Raw genomic sequence first — 20954 nt, 5'->3', positions numbered from 1 at the left:
CTATAGAATTCAAACTCACGATCGGGGTCGCCGAACAACGTCGTCGGCCACTTAAATTTCCTTAAATCGAAGTGACTCTATTCCGGCCTATCCAATTTAGTCGACAACAAAATCGTCGAAAACGTATCCACCCCCCCTTAATCAAATGTATTTTGTCAATCACGGCATCGAGCTCGTGCGTCGATTCTGTTGATAGCTTGGCGCATAAATCATAGCGACCACTGACCGTATAGAGCTTGATGATTTCGTGGCGCTTGGCCAATGAGCACAAGCTGTCCTTCGATTTAATTCCCCATTCCTTTTGCTCGCATTTGAGTTGCACTCCATGTAATTTTGGTTTGCATTGCTCAAATGCAATCATCATTAGGATACATATTTGATTAAATGTTAAATATGCATTATATTTGAGTTAATTTTAACAAAAATGAATTTGTATTTCACATTTCAATGAGTTTGTCTTTTCTTATTTGGGTGAATATTTTGGACAAAAATGACGTGGCAATAGGTGCCGTTCAATTCCTTTTTTGCGTTTTCTTATTGGCATGTGAAGAGTCCAATGTTTGGGCGCAGGTAAAACCTAATGGCAACAAGCCAGCAAGCGTTTCAGTGAAGTCAAAAGTAGGTGCCGTTCTAGGATCCTCGAACTTGCAATTGGATTCCACAACCACATTGACATTGGACTCAATACGTCTTCTTGCGGTCGACACGAAAGAGCAAATTGGCGTTTTTTCTGTTCCAGAACGTGGCCTGATAACAGTACATGCTGAAGAACTTATCCCAGGAACTCAGACAAAGCTAATCAGGATCGCGCTTGATAAGGCGGTTCTTGAGGAAAGGCGATTGGACGCTCCTGAAAAACAACTAGCCTGGCTCTACAAGACCCAAGGAACACTTGGTGGCCGTCTACAACGATTCAGTAAATCAGTAGTACCAGAACTATATATGCTTCCACCGACTATGGTTCGAGGTCGAGATCCATTATCCAGTCGAAAAGAAGATGAGCGTCCGGAAAAGAAGAGTTTTGTTAATGGCGTTGAACAACAGTAAGCCAGTAAGAATCAAGTTCTTGTCGAAAATCCAGACAGATTTCAAATTGATTGAGCGTTTAGACGCCAGGAAGATTTGAAATCTTTTTATTTTTCTGTCAGTGAATGGTCATTGCAGAACATATTCAAGGTTTTGATAAATTAAGATGAAGTTAAATCGACAAACGATTAGATTGGGCAGTTCCTTTCTTTTGATGACGCTAAGTCTGTTTTGGTGGGTATTGGCACGTGCGGACTTTCCATCAACTTCATCTTTTCCCAACACGGGGTTTTATCAGGCTCGTCACCTTAAAGATAAAAATGATGTTTCAGTTATTCAGCTGACTGGTAATTACGGCATTAAATCCGGCGACGGACAAGTCAATGTGGAACCGAGGACTGTCATTGCCAAAGAGTTTTATCGCACGCACCCTGATCATTATGATTTCATTGTGGTGTTTAGTAATTTTGAATTTGATACAGGAGATGCGCTGGCGTCTCATTTGGGAGTTCAGAATAAGGTTAAGGGTCTAGGGATTCCACAGTTCGATAATACGAAGGAGTTTGGCAGTAGTGGAAAATTGTTGGGGTATATCGATATGGCGGCATTAAGCCGATATACGACCAATCCGTTTAATCCTGATTTTGAATCTGTTTTACGAACTTTCTCACACGAATTTTTGCACCAATGGGGCGCTCGTGTACGCTTCAAAGCTGCCGATGGAACGCTGAGCACAGCATTACTAGGAAAAGATAATTCGCATTGGAGTTTTCTTCTCAATAGTGGTGCCTCAGTCGAGTATGGTAATCAATGGCGAGACAATTCAGATGGCAGTTTTACTTCGACTGGTGGCTATCAATTTTTCAGTCCACTTGATCTGTATCTAATGGGGATGTACAAGAAGAATGAGGTGCCAACTTTCTTCCTTATTGACAATCCCAACATCGATAAGAATCGTCTGCCATTAAGTGGCGTGACGGTGAGTGGTGTACGCAGAGAAATTTCAATTGAGGATGTCATTGCGGCAGAGGGACCGCGCATCCCATCGGCGGATAATTCACAGAAAGAATTTCGTTTAGGATTTGTGCTTTTATCGCGAGCAGGTGCGGAACCCACCGATGCTGAAATAGCCGCACTCAATGGTATTCGCAAAGCGATCAATACTCGCCTTGCCGTCATGACAGGCGGTAGGGCAATCGCCCATTCATATAGTGAGCTTGCTGTTTTGGGCAAAGACGATTCAAGCAATAATACTCAATCAGGGCAGGTTCGAAGTGGTGGAGCGAATATTCCCGATGGATTGGCTTGGTTAAAAAATCAACAATCCATTGATGGCTATTGGGAAGATAATCCATTTACTAAAGTACGAGACACGGTTTTTGCATTTGAAACATTAAATGATTTAGATGGTGTTGGATTTGTTGGTAAGCAAAAGACTTTGTCTTGGCTGACTGGGCAAAATCCTGGAAATACAGATTACATTGCGCGTAGTCTGCGAACGCTTACTGGCGCGGGTGTTAACTCCCCAGATCAAGTAGACAAAGTGCTTGCTATGCAAAATCTGGATGGTGGTTGGGGTGTTTCGCTTTCATATCAAAGTAACCCTCTCGATACTGCTCTCGCCATACTCGCACTGCGATCACTTGATACCAGTTTAGTGAAAGAAAAATTAGATAGAGCTGTGGCATTTTTGCTCGCGAACCAGAATGTTGATGGCGGTTGGGGCAACTTGACCGGTGGTGTTTCCCGGACAAGTGTTACCGCGACTGCGCTTCAGTCACTTAGTGGGCGTAGTATTCCCACTAGTGCTTCGTCAAAAATAATTTCCTTTCTGGCGCAGCGACAGAATTCGGACGGTGGATTTGGTGATAGTCCCAGTACCGTACATGATACTGCGAACGTTGTATTGGCATTGCTGACTCAAAATGCGCTTGGGCAAATTCGGGCGGCAGATGCGACGTCCTATGTAGCTTCTACTCAACTTATTGATGGCAGTTGGAATAAAAGTGCATATTCGACGGCACTTGCGTTACGTTTGCTGCGCAGTTCTGGACTATTTAACTGGGCACTAACTGATCTAAAAATCGCATCTGAGGGGCTGCTCGATGGCCAGCAAACTGTTGTGAGTTTTAAAGTCTCAAATAACGGAACCAGCACTGCTCCTGCAGGAAAGGTCCGTGTGTTTGATGGTGATCCTGCATTGGCCAGTCAGCAAATAGGATCAGATATCAGTATTCCAGCCCTAGCTGTTGGTGCAAATGTGGAATTGAAAGTTTTGTGGAACACCTTCGGAAAGGCGGGTGCTCACACACTATATGCATTGGTTGACCCAGAAAACACCATACAAGAAGTCACCAAATCTGATAATCGCCAACAAATTAACGTAACGGTGCGAGAGGCACCTGCAGCAGTTGAACTGGCAATCAATGCTAGCGACATGATTATTAGTCCGCCACATCCAAATAGGTTGCCAACGATATTTTCTATCTCTGGTCCGATTTTCAATATTGGAAAAACCGACGCACCTAATGTTCGCGTTGTTCTTCGTGAGGGAGAGGGGAGCGACGCGAAGGTTATTGATGAAAGAGTTCTTAATTTGCTTGGCCGCTCACAGCAAGTCGTTAATTTTAGCGGAACAGTATTGCGACCAGGAGTCTCGAAGTATGCTGTACTGATCGATCCAGAAAATTTGATTACTGAATCGGATAAATCAAATAACCTGGCTTCACTGTCGGTTGAAACAACGCCCTCTCTCGATTTGGAAATACGTCACGGAGAAACTGTCTTAGCTCGTTCTCCCGTTTATGTAGGATCCGATGCGCAGTTTAAAGTCAAAATTCGTAATGCAGGCACGATAGATTCCCCGCCGTTTAAAGTACGTTATTTTGTATCTAATGGTGTGAAGAATGTTGAAGTTGCAAATCGCACTGTACAAATAGCCGCGGGATCCGCCGTCGATCAAGATGTAGTGTGGCGCGCAGAATTCGGTGGTGATTTAGTGTTTCATGTTGAGTTAGATTCAGACAATATTTTGACTGAAATTGACAAAACTAATAATGCTGATCAGATTAGCTTTAAGGTACTTGAAGCAAACGGAGCAAATCTGGCCGTGAGTTTTAAAGACCTTGTTATTTCACCTGCCCTGAATATTGAAAATCAAGAATTGACCGTAAGTCAGATTGTGCGAAATATTGGCAATCTGGCTGCAAGCGATATTGAAGTTGGCTTCTATGACGGTGATCCTGCACTAGGAAGGTTGTTTGCGCCGATTCAAAAAATTGCAAATTTGAACCCGGGCGAAAGTGTGACGGTCGTTGCTAAATGGCCTCGCTTGCCAGATGCGCTTGAACATATGATTTTTGTCTCTGTTGATCCATATAAAAAACAGAGTGAAATTACGCGAGAAGACAACGCTGCATTTGCAATGATCACGCCATTGACTATGACAGATCTTGCAATTTCCGCCGCGGATATAGTGCTTACACCGGCGTCTCCAAAACCTGGCGACACTGTTACTGTATCTGTGAAATTGAATAATTTAGGGAAACAAAGCGCAAAGAATATTGTTGTGCGTCTCTACGACGGAGATCCATCTCAAAACGGCAAAGCGATTGGTACAGATAAAATAATTCCAGTTTTGGCGGGATTAGAAAGTACAACGCTCGATTATATTTTCCCAGCGGGAGCAGTGAGCCTGACGCGTAGCTTATTTGTCCTCGTCGATCCAGACAATGCAATCGAAGAAAAAAATAAGACAAATAATTTTGCTCGCAGGGATCTGATAGTACAAGACAGTGACTTCTATGTTTCCAATCGATATTTCTCACCAAATGGCGATGGCGTGAAAGACGATACGGTACTGAGTTTCCGCTTGCAGACAAGTACTGATGTGAGTGTCAATATCCTCAATAAGTATGGAAAAACCGTTCGTACATTTGCAGGAGAGCAATTTAAGAATGCACAAACTGGCAGTGTGACCTGGGATGGTCTAAATCAATTGGGTGTTGTGGTGTCTGATGGTGAATATCGGATTCGTGTGCTCGACTCCAAAGCGTCATTGCTTGGAGAAGTAAGAGTAACAATTGATACAAATCGTTCATCAATTATTGACGCGATCGATACTGGATATGAGCAATTCACAAATCTAAGTTGTGAAATTGGCGATGCGAGATGGCAGCAAGCGTCTAAGTCTCTGCGCGTGACCGCGGATGAAGAACGTATCTTCTTGTTCAATCAACGTGATTATTATACTTCACCCAATTTCCTCAGCACCTTCTATCGTGAGCTGACAAATGGATCAGATCTAACGCCTGTATTGTCGAGTGAATTATTGAATTTGCCGGATTGGAATCGCTATTTTGGTATGTCTTTGAATGGCGAAAAATTGGCATTTACGCGAGTTCAGAAAATTGCTGCAGGACAGTATCAGGAACAGTTATGGATCGCAAGTGGCGATGGCCGTGCGGTCAAGCAGATTCGTGTAGAACCGCAAGGTAGTTTTGATACCAATCCTGGTGGTAGTGATTTAAATGGAGATGGTAGCGCCTATATAGCTAAGGTCAACAATGCGATTCTTAGTATACCAACAGACGGCGTTAGTGCTGAGACCGTACTTTTTAGTAACGCAGATGTGGGGAGCGGAAGTCTTGGTGACCTGATATTTTCACCTGATCAAAACAAGGTACTTGTTCCCGTTTATGGCAGTCAGGGAGTTGATTATTTTGTTATTGATACCCTCACTGGGCATCGTCGGAAAATGTCAGACACGCTTCCGCGTGGTGACTTCTCGATTCGAAAATGGGCACCTAATTCAAAATTATTTGCGATAGGTGGAAAGTTAAGTGAATTGGGCATTGAAAGCGCCAATCGTATTGATGCCAGAATCTATGTATTTGACACAGAATTTAATGTCGTCAAATCGTTTGAGACAGCCGTGGGTAACGCAAGTATAGAAAATGGCGAGGGGAAAATCGCCAATTTAGCGTGGGCAAGCAGTAGCACCGAATTTGTGTTCGGATTCTCGACTTGCTTTGAAAGTTGCCGCTCTGAATCAATCGCTTCGAACTCTGTGGCACACAAACTTGCTGGCCCACCTGTAGTTCTTGGTGGATATAGTGGTCCACAACACGTGATGGTAAAAGCTGATTTGTCGAGTGGCGAATTGGAGTACGTTGAGTCTGCGCGGATCCAAACACGTCAAGTTAACGCAGAATCGGTCATGTACGCATGGGCACCAAATGAACGCACTGTCATTCGGCAATTAGGTAACGATTGCGAAAATCAAGCTGAGCAGACTTGCATCGATGCCGTGTTATTAGATGATGCGAATAAAGTACGTCCATTGTTCAAAAATTGGCACTCTTCTGCGGACCTGACCAATAATCGCAGTGACATAAGAATGAGCTTGCAGGGATTTTTGCCAAGCGGTCGTAAATTGATGTTTTCATCTTGGCGTGCTGCAAGGGATTCATCGAGTAGCTGTTATGAATCGGGCCCAGATCAATATAGCTTTGGTAGTTTGCTCAATATGAGTTTGGATTTGCAGCCGTTGCGCAGTGCGACCATTGGCGGTTTGATTTTACGCGGTACCGCGACTGACCAAAATTTCTCACGCTATATGATTGAATACGCAGCGGCGTCGACACCGAATGATTGGAAGACCGTTGTTCCAGGAAGCAGCACTCCCATAATTGACGGAGTGTTTACGAATTGGGTGCCGCCAGCTTTTGGACATTACTACTTGCGTCTTACAGTGGAAGATCTGGCAGGTAACAAACGCCAACAGATTCGACGTATTTCTTGGATGGATACCCCGAGTATTACAGATCTCTATAAAGATACTGAATTTGTGTCACCGAACGGTGATTCGGTGCAAGACGTTTTAAAACTGCATTATCGAGTTTTAGATCCAGTACATCTGGAGTTCACTGTGTATGACGCAAATAATGCTGCGATTCGTAGTGTCTCGAGGGATCATTATTCGATTGGTCAAGAAGCGTTTTTTGTATGGGATGGACGTGATGATCAAGGTCGCACGGTCTCCGATGGGCGTTATCGAGTTGCAGTTCAAAGTTATGAATTCTTCGTCAATATAGACAATACACCACCTGATAGCTTGCTTTCCTTGACCAGTGCTTATGGATTCAGATTTGACCAAGAAAAAGGCGCTAAATTTGTGGCTTATGTGCCAAAATTGACGTGGGCATCAAGTGATCAAAATTATGCAAGCATGCTAATCGAGCGTGTTTCTGCAAACAACTCAAATGAATGGCAAGAATTCGGGCGTTTCCCGGCAATCAAAGACGAGGGCGCTGAGCTACTTGATCCTAAGGGATTTGTTGGTACGAAATACCGAATGATCGTGTCTGATAAAGCTGGTACGAAAACATCATCCAGTACGGCACCCGCCGCTCAGGAATTGTTTTTGCTGAATTTTGCCGAGCACAGTCGCACGAATCCGCCAGAAAATATGCGTTGGAAACAGATCGTATCCGTTCCTTACTCTAATGCAGAAAAAATTGGTGGCATACCTTTCTTGTCTGGAATTAGTGGTGCCGCACCAGTGCGATTGATATTCGCTGAAACCTTGCGTAAGGGTATTAATAAAGTTGTTTTGCAATTTAAAGAGAGGCTCGTATCAGAAAAAGATTTGCCTTTATCTGCCCTCGATGGTGCAACCTGGAATGAAGTGCCAATCTCTAGTTTCTTACAGCATGACATTTTAAAGAATGATTATGTTTCTGTAGGAAGTACCCCAACAGATCATTTTTTTGAATTTTTGTGGGACTTGAAAGGGATCAAGTCGCGTACAGACTATATTGTTCGTCTAAAAGTAGTAGATGACGACACCAATGAATTTGTTGCGATGTCTCCATACCTTATTCGGATTGATAATCATTTTACGATCGCTGGTGTGAAAGATTATCGAGGTGGTGTTGAGCAAGCTATCGAGGTGCTTGCCCAAATAGTTTGGAATGAACCGATGATACGGGCAGATTTGCTCATTTCTAGTACAGACGATCCGCGCTATTTGACTGAGCGATTGATACAGACGGTGCAGAATCCAAATGATCTCTATACCCACTATTTGGGAACTGAGCTATTGAAGGACTTGAGCCTCCATTCGTGTGATCGATACAGTATTCGTCTTAAAGGAACAACGGCCTCTGGTGATGTGGTTTATACGCAATCGAATGTCTTGCCAACCCATTGCTTAGGAGTGAATTGGGTCGCGGGACCTGAAACTTCGCTAGTTTGCAATGCCACACCTTCGTCAAAATTGCAGTTTACATTATCGCCTTATGCTAAAGATGGACGAAAATTAACCCAATTGCTTTTGGGAAGATTGACAGCTGACGGTCGCGAAGAGATTATTCATAATTGGAATGATATTACTCAGTCCGAGTATGTATTCTCAATTGACACGAGCAATATTGCGAGTGGAGAGAAACAATTTTTTGCTCGAATTATTAATGAGGATGGAAAAGTAGCGACGGAAATATTATCTATTCCTGTCGTACATACTGCTCCAACAGCACGCATCACCTATCCAAGCGATGGTCAGAAGATGTGTGGTATTAAGGCGCGCAGCCCACTCGATTTGAAGAAGTTGGTGAATGTTGTCGCGATTGAAGGAAGCATTACTAGCGACAGCAATGTTTCGTATGCATTGGAGTTTGGAAAAGGAAGTAACCCGACTGATTGGAAAACTTTCAGCCCTGCTGGCGTGGAAAAGACCAGGACAGGATTTAGCGGATTGCGTCAAAGTGCTCAACGCATTCGACCTCCTGCTTTACCGCCAACATTCTGTAGTTATCCAGACTCCAAACTCTGCGACGATTTTCATCCGCTACAGTGGTCAAGTGCAAATGTCCAACTGGATGAGAACTTTCCAGGAAGTGTTGCGCGTAGTGGCGAATTGGGGCGACTTGGATTGTTTGAAAACGAGCAAATAGAAGGCGATATTAGTGTTCGCTTACGAGTATTCAATGCGGCAGGCTATCAGAGTTGTTCAGCGCCGGTACAATTCGCTCTCGATAATCAACTTCAATTGAATCCCTCATCAATTGATCGCAAAGTGTTTTCACCAAAAGCGAGTTCTTTGCCAGATCATGTTTCTTTAAAAATCTCACCTGCAGAGTCGGTGACAGTTGATATTCATGTTTATTCTGCCCAGCGCAATGAACAGGGTGACACCATTGCGATCGGTTCATCAATTCGCCATCTGGCTCAAACACAATCTTTGATTGCCGGTGAATATGCCTATGACTGGGACGGACGCGCAACCGACGGTAAAATTGTCACAGATGGTTTGTATTTGTTGCGCGTTGTTTACGAGGATTCTTGTGGCAATACAAAAGAGGTAGACCACGTAGTTGAGGTTGATTCAACACCACCAACGATACTTGTCACTGCGCCTATTAGAGACGCTAAGCTCGGTTTGATTGCGCAGATTAATGGCGCGATTCGCGATGCGAATTTTATGTCATACACGGTTCAATATGCATTGGCATCCAATCCAGAGTTTTGGATAACTATTGAAAACGGCAGTAAGCCGACGCCAACGCAAGTCAGTGAACAAGGATTGGCGACTTGGAATACCTTGGGTCTTTCAGGTTTGCTCAGTCTACGAGTTGTTGCACAAGATAGTGTCGGAAATAATTCTGTGGTTTCGATGCCGATTGAGATCACCACTAGAAACGATCTGATCAGTTACTTAGAGTCAGCTCCAGCGATCTTTTCACCGAATGGTGACGGCAAGCGTGATATGGCAACTATTCGTTACGCTCTCTTGAGCCCGGCAAAGGTGAAACTTGAAATCTTGCGAGATACGATAGACGGTAGTTTAGTAAAAACGCTGATTAATGACGAAGTGCTTAATTCTGGCGCAGCGGTGAGGCTATGGGATGGCACTAATTTGCTTGGGCAGTTGGAAAGAGATGGCCTTTATTTTGCAAAAATGACGGCAACATCTTTGGATAATGCGTCTGTGAAACAAGAGGTTGCGACGCAAATCGTTTTGGATAACGTAGCCCCTAAGGCAACGATTACTTATCCCAAAACAAATTTTGTAACGGCCAAAGGAAATGTTTCTTATGCTGTAAGCGATGCTTACCTCGATACCTATAAAGTCTATTTCGCGGCAAATGCCGTCACTAATACTAGTGGAACAAATTGGCAATTAGTTGCCGAGGGAGCGGTTGACCAAGTTGCCGCAGCTGCTAATTCGTTAGAAGGTTTACCGGAAGCTAAATATGGCGTGAAGATTGTCGCGGTCGATAAGGCAGAGAATCTTACCGAGTCCACCAAATTCTTTGAAATCGATAATACGCCACCTAAAATTTCATTTGATTTACCGACAAATGAAAGTTACGTGAGCGCGAAAAAAGGATTGGTTAAACTCAGTGCGACAATCACGGAGAAAAATCTTGCGACTTACAAACTGCGTTATGGGCAAGGAAACCCTTCAGAAAATTTCTCTGACATTATTAGCGGTGATAGTTTGCAATCGTCTGAGCTTGTGAAATTCTGGGATGTTTCGCAAATACTCGATGGCACGTATACCTTGTGGCTCAAAGCCAATGATCTTGCAGGCTTAACTAATCAGGCCACACTGTCTGTGACTGTAGATAATACATTACCAGTAGCGTCAATAAGCGCACCGCTAGACCTTAGCTACGTGAAGCGAGGGATGGATATCGTAGGTACTGCATCAGACACCAATTTCCACGACTATAAGATCGAAATTGCCGCGGGCTCAAAAAGATTGGCGGATCGTTGGTCATTATTAAGTACAAGTACTACTGCTGTTAGTTCCGGTGCCTTACTCAATTGGCAGCAACTGCCTTCTGATGGAACGCATACATTGAAACTAACGGTGACTGATAAGGCTGGAAACACCACCGAAACTCTGAGTGAAATTATCGTAGATACGGTGGCACCGGGCGTAGTCACTAATGTGGAAGTTAAGCTGGAGAATCGTCAAGATGCACGCTTGTCGTGGAGTGCAAGTGTAGAAAACGATGTCGTTGGGTATGCCATTTTCAGAAATGGTGTGCGTATTAACTCAGAAGTAGTTAAAGGAAATACGTACGTAGATTCTTCTCTATTGAACGGTACCTATAGTTATACGATTAGAGCAATAGACCGTGCCGGTTGGGAGGGTCTGAATTCAAATTCCGTTAGTCTGGTGGTTGATCAAACTGGTCCAACTGCGCAGATATTCACACCTGCTCGTGGCTCTCTGGTTAGTTCATTGCTCGATATTAAAGGAACTGCTAATTCCTCATTGGGCTTGAAAGAATATCGACTTTATGTTGGTGCGGGAGACAAGCCAACCGTGTGGCAACAGCTACGACGTTCTTCAATTTCCACCATTGCCGATGTATTGGGAAGTTGGAATACCTTAGGCCTTCCAGAAAATTCTGTACAGACACTCAAGTTAGAGGTGGAAGACATTTCGGGGCAAATTGCAACAGATAGCGTGACGATTTCAGTTGATAATGTTTCGCCTCTCAGCCCGACTTCCTTAACAGCAAACGCTAACGCCGATACGGTGACACTTTCTTGGACTCCTAGTGCATCTTCAGACCTTGCTGGATATATTTTGTACCGAGATGAAAGAGTTGCCAATGCAATCGGTGCAGTGATAGGCAGTTTGAAACCATACCTAATTGTGCCAAGCAATTTTGTGGATTTGAAGGTAGCTGATGGCCTGCATACTTACGCTGTTCAGGCTATGGATAGAGCGGAAAATCTCAGCGCCCTTTCAAACACAGTTTCCGTAACTTTGGATAACCGCGCGCCACATGCTTCCATCATCAAACCTGTGGATGGCACCAAATTTGACAAGACGATCTATCTGCTGGCTACTGCTGCGGATACTGATATCGCGACCGTTCAATTCCAATACAAATCCTTGGTTGACAATGTGTGGACGAATTTCTCTGGTCCAGTAAGCAAAGTTCCGTATGAAACGAATTGGACCCCGATCGGAACGGCATACGGAGACTATTTGTTGCAAGCAGTGGCAACGGATGTGACAGGACATACCGACGCAGCACCCGTTGCAATCAAGGTTTCATATAAGAATCTCACCGTACCAGATACAGTGAATGGATTGAAAGCGAAAGTCGATGGCGGCAATGTGAATTTGACTTGGAATTCCAATACATCAAATGAGCTTGCTGGCTACGTCGTTGATCGCATAGATCCCGCTGGAAAAATTGTTCGCCTTACAAATGCCCCAGTGAATGGATTAAGTTTCGTTGACGAAAATTTAGATGATGCTTCTTACCGATATCGCATTTATGCAGTGAGCACGAACGAAATAATGAGTAAGCCTAGTACGGATGTGACTGCACTAGTGTATACGCCTGCAATTGTTCAGCCCTACACTCCAACCTTAGACACAACTTATGGATTAATAGGAAAAGGTCTCGCCAAAAACAAGGTCTTGTTGTCATCAAATGCTAGCGTCATTGCACAATTTGATGCCATCGAGGATGGCACCTTTGCGAAAGCAGATATTCCGTTAAATTCTGGAGAGAATATTTTCACATTGAATCAAAAAGATGCGGACGGCAATGTCAGTAAATCGATTAATTTTCATGTGGTGAAGGCTGATATACCATCGGCTCCTGTTGGGTTGGCGGGCAGTAGTAATGGGCTGAATGCCACTATAAATTGGACTCCAAATGTTGACGTTGGCATTCGCGGATATCATGTACAAGTCAATGGAATCAATAATGTAGAAATTGCTTCAGGCACTATCGCAACGGCTTCCAGTAGCAATCCAAACTATTATGCGGAGCCGTCAAATGCAATCGATGGAAATTTGAGCACTGCATGGAGACCGGATCCACAATTAGCAGAACAGAATCAATGGTTAAGTTTGAGTTATGCGCAGACTGTCACCGTTCAACAGATCAAGGTCGTGTCACAAAACATATTAAGTGATTACGATATTGAAGCCTGGGATGGGCAAGTTTGGGTTCCGGTGGCCGGTATTCGTGGAAACACAAGCATTCATGTTGAGACGATTTTGTCACGCCCCTATTTGACGAACCAACTTCGTATCAAGCTTATTAAGTCGAAATACGGCGAGTCGAGTATTGACGAAGTGTTGGTGTCTATCATCCCAACACAAACTGAGAATACCTGGTCCGGACAGGTTAAGAATGGAATAAACAATTTTAGTGTCTTTGCACAAAATAGTAGTGGCGTGTTTAGCGCTCCAGCAAACTTGAGACAGACTATAGGAGATGTTGTTGCTCCAGATGCGGTGGTGTTAAGTTCCGCTGTTGATGCTAGTTCTGTGGTTTTGAATTGGACCGAGTCGATTGCTGCTGATCTCGCTGCGTACGAAGTATTCCGCGATGGGATTTCTATTGCGAAAATTGTTGACCTGCAAAATCGTCGCTTTGTTGATAAAGAGTTGCCGAATGGCAGTTATCGCTACACAGTGAAAGCCTTAGATGCGTTGAATAATGCCAGTCCAAGTTCGAATGAATCTGTTGCCAGTATCAGCGTAAATATTCCTAGTGGCCCAATTAATTTAACATTGGCACCTGTAGCCAGTGGAAATGCATTGAAATTAATGTGGAATGCCCCTGCAATTGGTGCTGTTCCTGCTAGTTATCAGATATTGAGATCAAACAATTCGAGTGGCCCATATCAGCCTATCGCGCAACAAATAACAAACTTAAATTATCTCGATAACGCTTTGAAGAATGGAGAAATCTATTTTTACTTAGTCACAGCGATGGACAAACTTGGGAATGTTCAGGTTCAGTCTAACCAGGTGAGCGGAAAACCAAGCGATACATTAGCACCAATCAGTCCGGTTATTTTTATGCCAGTGACAGGGAATATGTCAGTGACAACAACTAAACCAGTCATCAATATTTCTGGTATGGCCGAACCTGGGGCAACTGTTTCTCTGATCCGAAATCAGGCTGTGCTTGATGTCGGCATGACGTCAAAAGATGTCGTGAAGAAAACAATTCGTGTGTCGAACATATTTGATTCCTTCAATATGAGCGCAGATGGTCAACACTTAGCTTTGGTTGGCCGGTCATTGACTTTGCTTGATCTCGATACGGGTCTGTCAAAAGTTGTGCCAGGAGCGATCCAACCAAATGCTGCGATATGGTCGGCGGATGGATCGACGGTAGGATTTGTTCAATATGATAGTCAGGTAGATCATCTGAGTATTTACAGCTTTCAAGAAGGGCAGGAAACGATTCGCAGAGAAAGTGACTTGCAGATTGCAGATCGTTCGTTCACTTGGTCACCTGATGGCATGTCCATTGCTGCGGTCGGAGCGCGTGATCAGAATGAACAAGGACTTTGGTTAATTGATCGTGCGACAAAAAATTTGCGTTTGTTGATAAGCGCGAACATGTGGGAACTAAGCGGTAAATTAGTTTGGTCACCAAATGGAAAATGGCTGGCGTATCAACGGAACCAAATTTTGAATGTCCTTAATCTTGAGACTGGAATTTCAGTCGAAGTGATAAGTGGTCGGGAAAGTAGTTCTGCATCATGGTCTTCCGATAGTTCGCGCCTGCTTTATCAGTTCAGAAATGCTAACGGCAATTCGCAAGTCGCTCTATACCAACCTGAAACTGGGTTGACAAGAGTCATTGGTGAAGATCGCTTGAATAATGGTGATGACCTTTACCCACACTTTCTGCCAGGTGTTAGTGGTGACTATCTGACGCTTGAAGGTAGCAACTTGGTGGTGCATTCCAGTGATGGCAATATTAAATCAGTGGTGGCTAATGACGCACAAGCTGCGAGTGACAAAACGCTCGTGACAAGGAGCGGACTGTTGCTTTATCAAGCAACATCGGATAATTCTGATCTGGTTTTGACGCGCGTGACACCAGCTGGATACTTCCAGTTTCCAGCTGTGAAATTACGCGCTGGCGAGAACTTATTTACGGCACATGCGAGCGATCAGTTTGGAAACAGAGGCTCAGAATCGGAGCCAGTACGGGTGACTTTGAATGCCGGGCCAATGCCAGATTTGCTTGCGGAGTTACAGGATATCGTTCTCTTGCCTTCAACACCTTTGCTTGGCGAAAAATCGCGAGTGACAGCGCAAATTCGTAATCAGGGAAATTTACCTGCAAATAACTTTAGAGTGAATGTAAAACTTCGTGCGCCTGATGGCATTGTGCTCAATTTATTGGATGAGATAGTTCCGTCCTTAGCGGGTGCTAGTAATGTCATCTATCCAATTGACTGGACGCCAGTTCAGGCAGGTACATATACCTTGACATTATCTCTTGATCCACTAGAGGCAGTCCAAGAGTCGAATGAAACTAACAATTCAGTAGTCAGAGAATTTAGTGTCGCGGCAAATGCGATTCCTGGCTTAAGTGTGAAAACAGATTCGGCTACTTATGCTGCTAATGTACCGGTAGATGTGAACTTTGTTGTTACCAACCCAGGATCATTGTTTTCAGGCGTGATTAAATCTTCAATTGAAGATCAAAATGGTTTCCTAGTTAGTGAACTGGGAGAAATTTCAGTGAAGGATTTGAAATTTGGTCAAACGATACAAAGTTCTGCACATTGGAATACCGGTAGCCTCTATGCCGGCGCTTACAGAGTCGTTGCGAAGCTGTACAACAATGTGAATGCACTGATCGATACGGGCACCACTATTTTTAGCGTTAACTCTGTACAAAATGTTCAAGCAAACTTGATTACCGATAAAGCCCAATATCAGACTCAGCAAACAGTACAGCTGAATGCCAAGATTCAATTGAATGGTAACGAATCCCTACAAAATAGCTTGGCTACACTTCAGATATTCAATGCTAAAGGTGAAGTCGTTTATCAAAGTGAACAGGCCCTGGAAACGCTATACACTGGTACTCCGACTGCGATTAACTTCGCGTGGAACACTAGTGCTATGTCTTTAGGTATGTACCGTGCGACATTGCGTGTTTCCGTAAATTCTACGCGGTTGGCGGATGTTGACGCTTCGTTCGAAGTGATTCGCAATGTAGTTGAGCAAGTTGAAGGTAGCATAATAGTCGATGCTGCCAATGTGGCTCCTGGCGATCGTCTGGCAATTTCATATTCAGTCAAAAATGTCGGGACTGTTTCGCTTACTGGAACCCCAGTCATATTGAATGTGCTTGACCCAGAGAGTGGAAAAATTGTTGCGCATTACCAAACTACTGTGAATCTTAATGAGGGAACTGAAGCGAAAGGGCAAGCATGGTTTGAAGTTGATTCTTGGCCGATCAAACCATTACAAATTTTGATGAGCGCTGAAATTTCCGGCAAGCTAATCGCTTTGGACAGAGGAATTTTGCGTGTGGTTGATCGATTACCGCCAACGCTGACCATTCTTACACCACTGCCAAGCCAGTATTTCAACAGTAATTTGCTTGCTCTATCAGTTCGCTCTAATGACAAAGATACACGGGTGGCAAAAGTTGAGTATTCTATAGATGGAACTAGTTGGAATATTCTGCCTCCTCAAGGTTCTGGAGCTGACATTTACGGCCTTAAATTAACGGGATTACCCGACGGCTTGCTTAGCATATTCCTGCGAACGACTGACATCGCGAACAATACTTCACAACCTGTGAATTTGAATGCTCAGGTCGATAATTTGGCGCCACAGATTAGTGTTACAGGGGTGACAGATGGTGGAAAATATCTGAACTCTGTCATTCCGATTGTCAACGTCACTGATCTAAATCTCAATGCGGTTTCAATCACGTTGGACGAACAAAATTTTGTATCTGCTACACCAGTGACCATATCAGGTAGTCATACGCTAAAAGTCGTTGCTGAAGATAAGGCAGGTAATACCACAACGCGAATAATTCAATTCTTTATCGGTAATCTACCCAGAGTCGAGTTATTAACTCCAACTGCAAATGCCATCGTACGTCTCCCGTTAACACTGGCAGCTCAAGCATTCAGTGATGGTTCTTCGATTGTTAAAATTGAATACGCAGTCAATGGTGCTGCATGGATCGATATGCAAGTGAATAGTGGAGCTCAGTGTCAAGCACTGTTGACTGGTTTGACTGATAGCGTGCATTCATTTTCCTTGCGTGCGACAGATGCGTTGGGACAAATGTCTGAAGTAGTTTCGACCAACATTCAAGTCGACAATACGGCACCAGTTATTGCGGTCAGTGGAGTAGCCGATGCGCAGCAATACACCAGCGCAGTGACGCCGGTCATTACGGTGACCGACACTAATCTTCTCACTACAAAGTTATTGTTAGATGGTGTGAGCTATGTATCAGGCACAGTGATCGCCAAATCGGGCGCGCATGTCTTGCAAATTGATGCGGATGATAAAGCAGGTAATCAGGTCAGCAAGACGATTCGATTCCAGATTGCGTATGCAGCACCTGTGGTTAATGTACTTGCTCCACTGTCAGGTAAATTTGTTCGTACGCCACTGACATTAAGTGCGAGCGCGACCAGTGCTTCGTCAACTATTTCACGAGTTGAATACCAAGTGAACGGCGGAGTATGGGGAGCCATGTCTGTTGCTGCTCCTAATTTTGTGGCGACGATTACTGACTTGCCTGACGGAGCGTACAAACTCAATGTGCGGGCGACAGATGATGAATCTCAGACCTCAGCAATCGCAGGTGTGGATGTCATCGTCGATAATACGGCACCAGTTATTGCGGTCAGTGGAGTAACTGATGCGCAGCAATACACCAGTGCAGTGACGCCAGTCATTACGGTGACCGATACAAATCTTCTCACTACAAAATTATTGTTAGATGGTGTGAGCTACGTATCTGGTACGGCGGTTAACAAATCCGGTGCGCATGTCTTGCAAATTGATGCGGATGATAAAGCTGGTAATCAAGTCAGCAAGACGATTCGATTCCAGATTGCGTATGCAGCACCTGTGGTTAATGTACTTGCTCCACTGTCAGGTAAATTTGTTCGTACGCCACTGACATTAAGTGCGAGCGCGACCAGTGCTTCGTCAACTATTTCACGAGTTGAATACCAAGTGAACGGCGGAGTATGGGGAGCCATGTCTGTTGCTGCCCCTAATTTTGTGGCGACGATTACTGACTTGCCTGACGGAGCGTACAAACTCAATGTGCGGGCGACAGATGCTGAATCTCAGACCTCAGCAATCGCAGGTGTGGATGTCATCGTCGATAATACGGCACCAGTTATTGCGGTCAGTGGAGTAACTGATGCGCAGCAATACACCAGTGCAGTGACGCCAGTCATTACGGTGACCGACACTAATCTCCTTACTACAAAATTGTTGTTAGATGGTGTGAGCTATGTATCCGGTACCGTGGTCAATAAATCCGGTGCGCATATCTTGCAAATTGATGCGGACGATAAAGCAGGTAATCAGGTCAGCAGGACGATTCGATTCCAGATTGCGTATGCAGCACCTGTAGTTAATGTACTGGCTCCACTGTCAGGTAAATTTGTGCGTACGCCACTGACATTAAGTGCGAGCGCGACCAGTGCTTCGTCAACTATTTCACGAGTTGAATACCAAGTGAACGGCGGAGCATGGGAAGCCATGTCTGTTGCCGCCCCTAATTTTGTGGCGACGATTACTGACTTGCCTGACGGAGCGTACAAACTCAATGTGCGGGCGACAGATGCTGAATCTCAGACCTCAGCAATCGCAGGTGTGGATGTCATCGTCGATAATACGGCACCAGTTATTGCGGTCAGTGGAGTAACTGATGCGCAGCAATACACCAGTGCAGTGACGCCAGTCATTACGGTGACCGACACTAATCTCCTTACTACAAAATTGTTGTTAGATGGTGTGAGCTATGTATCCGGTACCGTGGTCAATAAATCCGGTGCGCATATCTTGCAAATTGATGCGGACGATAAAGCAGGCAATCAAGTCAGCAAGACAATTCGATTCCAGATTACATTGGCAATCCCTACCGTTACTATTACAGCTCCAATAAATGGCTTAAATGTACGAACGCCAATGACTTTGACAGCAACGGCAAATAGCAGTGCGTCGACGATTGCCAAGCTTGAATACCAAGTAGATAGTGGTGCCTGGAGTTTGATGACGATGGCAGGCACTCAGTATCAATCGGTTATTTCAACTATGACTGAAGGCCCACACAAAGCAAGAGTACGCGCGACAGATAATTTGGAGCAAGTCTCCAATGTCGCAGAGGTCGATTTTGTTGTGGATAATTCGGAACTAGTGGGAACCATGACTTTATCGGCAAAAGACATCCCTGTCGGTGATCCTATTCTTGTGTCTTTTGCGGTTACAAATAGTGGCAAAGTTGCCTTGAGTAATTTGCCTTTGAAATTAAGTATTATTGATGCGGCATCGAAGAAGGTGGTTGCTGAATACCCCTATTCGATTAACTTGGCAATTGCAGCAAAATATTCAGCATCTACCAGTTGGACCACAACAGGTACAGCAGGCAGTAATTATCAAGTCGCTTTGTCTGCAACCGTCGCTGGAAAAGAGCAGATCTTGGTACAAGATAAATTTGCCCTTTCCGAACCAAAAGTGAAAGTTACTATTAATCAGCAAACTTCATCTTGGCAAAGCGTCTTGGTTTATAGCGCCTGTAAACGTGCGTCTGACGACTATCTGGGGCAATGTGGCGCAACGCCAATCCCGATTGAAAATTCATCGGCACTTGCAATTTGTGATGCTAGCAGGGCACAGATGCTTGATCTCTATTTGGATGGACTTGGGGTAGCACATAAAGTTACCAGCTCCCCATCTACGTTCTTAAATGAATTGCGGAGTGGTCTGTATAGTACAGTATGGCTAAGCAATGGCGCGACAAATATTGCCGAGCCCGCGGGGGCAGAGGTTCGAGCTGCGATTGTCAGAGGTAATAGCATGTTGCTCGACGGTTTAGGGGATAGCCGGAATACGCAAATTAGCCAATGTAGCGGTGTTAATTACAATGGGAAATATTCTGTTGCGGATCAGGTTTTGAACATGTCTGGTAATTTGTTCGCACCAGGAAGTTTCAGGATCACCAATTCACCGGTCAAACTAGCGGCAACCGCTGGTAGCTTACCGCAAGCAAAGATGAATTCTGCAACGCCGACAGATGCTATTGTCAGTGGTCAACTCGCCAATGGTAAAACTTTGACTTTTGGATTCGATCTAGAAGAAACCTTGCGTTCACAATCGATAGACGGACGCTGGTTCGATGTTATGACTAAGAGCTTTGATTATTTGAAATCGGATGCCATAGCTCCTCAGGACTTAGTGACTGGACAGGTTTTCAATTTAAGCACCACGATCAAAAATGATGGAAAAGCGGTGGTTCTGCAAATCATTCAGACCTTGCCAGCAGACGCGCAAATAATCGGACTTGAGCCGTTTGGCTTGGTAACGAACTCTCCTACAGGACAAGTCGTTACATGGACGATTCCAGTCGCACCAAACGAGACAAAGTATCTGAAGGCGCGATTACGTGCTCCAACTATGGCAGGGCACTTCCAAGTGACGACGACAAGCAATCAAGTCGTATTGCTCAATATAACAAAATTGCAAACGCAAACTTTTGATATTGATGTGAAGAGTGGTGCACAGTTGTTAACTCAGTTAATCAGTCAAATATCAACGATGAGCTTTACGGATCCAGAGAAAATTGCGATTCGAAGTGCGGTGATTGACGAATTGAGTCGCGCACAATTAGCCATGATGACATCGAGTAATGACGAAGTACTCCGGCGTTTACTGGTTGTGCAAAGCAGATTGCCGCGAATTGATACAAATGGTACGCAAGGCATACTGTTGGCAAAATTGATCGGTATTGCAGAATGGAAAATCTCAAAATGATAAAGACGACTACGCTCCCTCCTTCAATCTCGGCCAGTAAAATTGCCACTTCATTTCTACGGAGTAGAAATTCAGATTTGTATCGAAAATTAGGTATGAAAGA

The 20954-nt window shown here is 44.4% G+C and carries 3 protein-coding genes; 2 read left to right on the top strand and 1 reads right to left on the bottom strand.

Annotated features, from left to right (window positions below; all coding sequences use genetic code 11):
* Positions 1 to 61 precede the first annotated feature (61 nt).
* On the bottom strand, positions 62 to 361 hold the full coding sequence (locus tag H8K55_RS22275; RefSeq protein WP_408057954.1) for an Lrp/AsnC ligand binding domain-containing protein: 300 nt from the start codon (positions 359 to 361) through the stop codon (positions 62 to 64).
* Positions 362 to 447: 86 nt separating this feature from the next.
* Between H8K55_RS22275 and H8K55_RS05050 the strand changes: the two genes are divergently transcribed.
* Both H8K55_RS05050 and H8K55_RS05045 read left to right on the top strand, forming a co-directional pair.
* On the top strand, positions 448 to 1047 hold the full coding sequence (locus H8K55_RS05050) for a hypothetical protein (RefSeq protein ID WP_186940996.1): 600 nt from the start codon (positions 448 to 450) through the stop codon (positions 1045 to 1047).
* Positions 1048 to 1192: 145 nt separating this feature from the next.
* The gene (locus H8K55_RS05045; RefSeq protein WP_186940995.1) at positions 1193 to 20851 is read left to right on the top strand and encodes a CARDB domain-containing protein; all 19659 of its coding nucleotides are present in this window, start codon (positions 1193 to 1195) and stop codon (positions 20849 to 20851) included.
* Positions 20852 to 20954 lie beyond the last annotated feature (103 nt).

The organism is Affinundibacterium flavidum (assembly GCF_014284175.1).
Lineage (GTDB): Bacteria > Pseudomonadota > Gammaproteobacteria > Burkholderiales > Burkholderiaceae_D > Undibacterium > Undibacterium flavidum.
Note: the sequence above shows the minus strand (reverse complement) of the source record. Positions and strands in the feature narration are given on the sequence as shown.

Excerpts from the sequence above, each read along its gene's own strand:
- H8K55_RS22275 (WP_408057954.1), bottom strand. The coding sequence starts at position 361 with ATGATTGCATTTGAGCAATGCAAACCAAAATTACATGGAGTGCAACTC.
- H8K55_RS05050 (WP_186940996.1), top strand. The coding sequence starts at position 448 with ATGAGTTTGTCTTTTCTTATTTGGGTGAATATTTTGGACAAAAATGAC.
- H8K55_RS05045 (WP_186940995.1), top strand. The coding sequence starts at position 1,193 with ATGAAGTTAAATCGACAAACGATTAGATTGGGCAGTTCCTTTCTTTTG.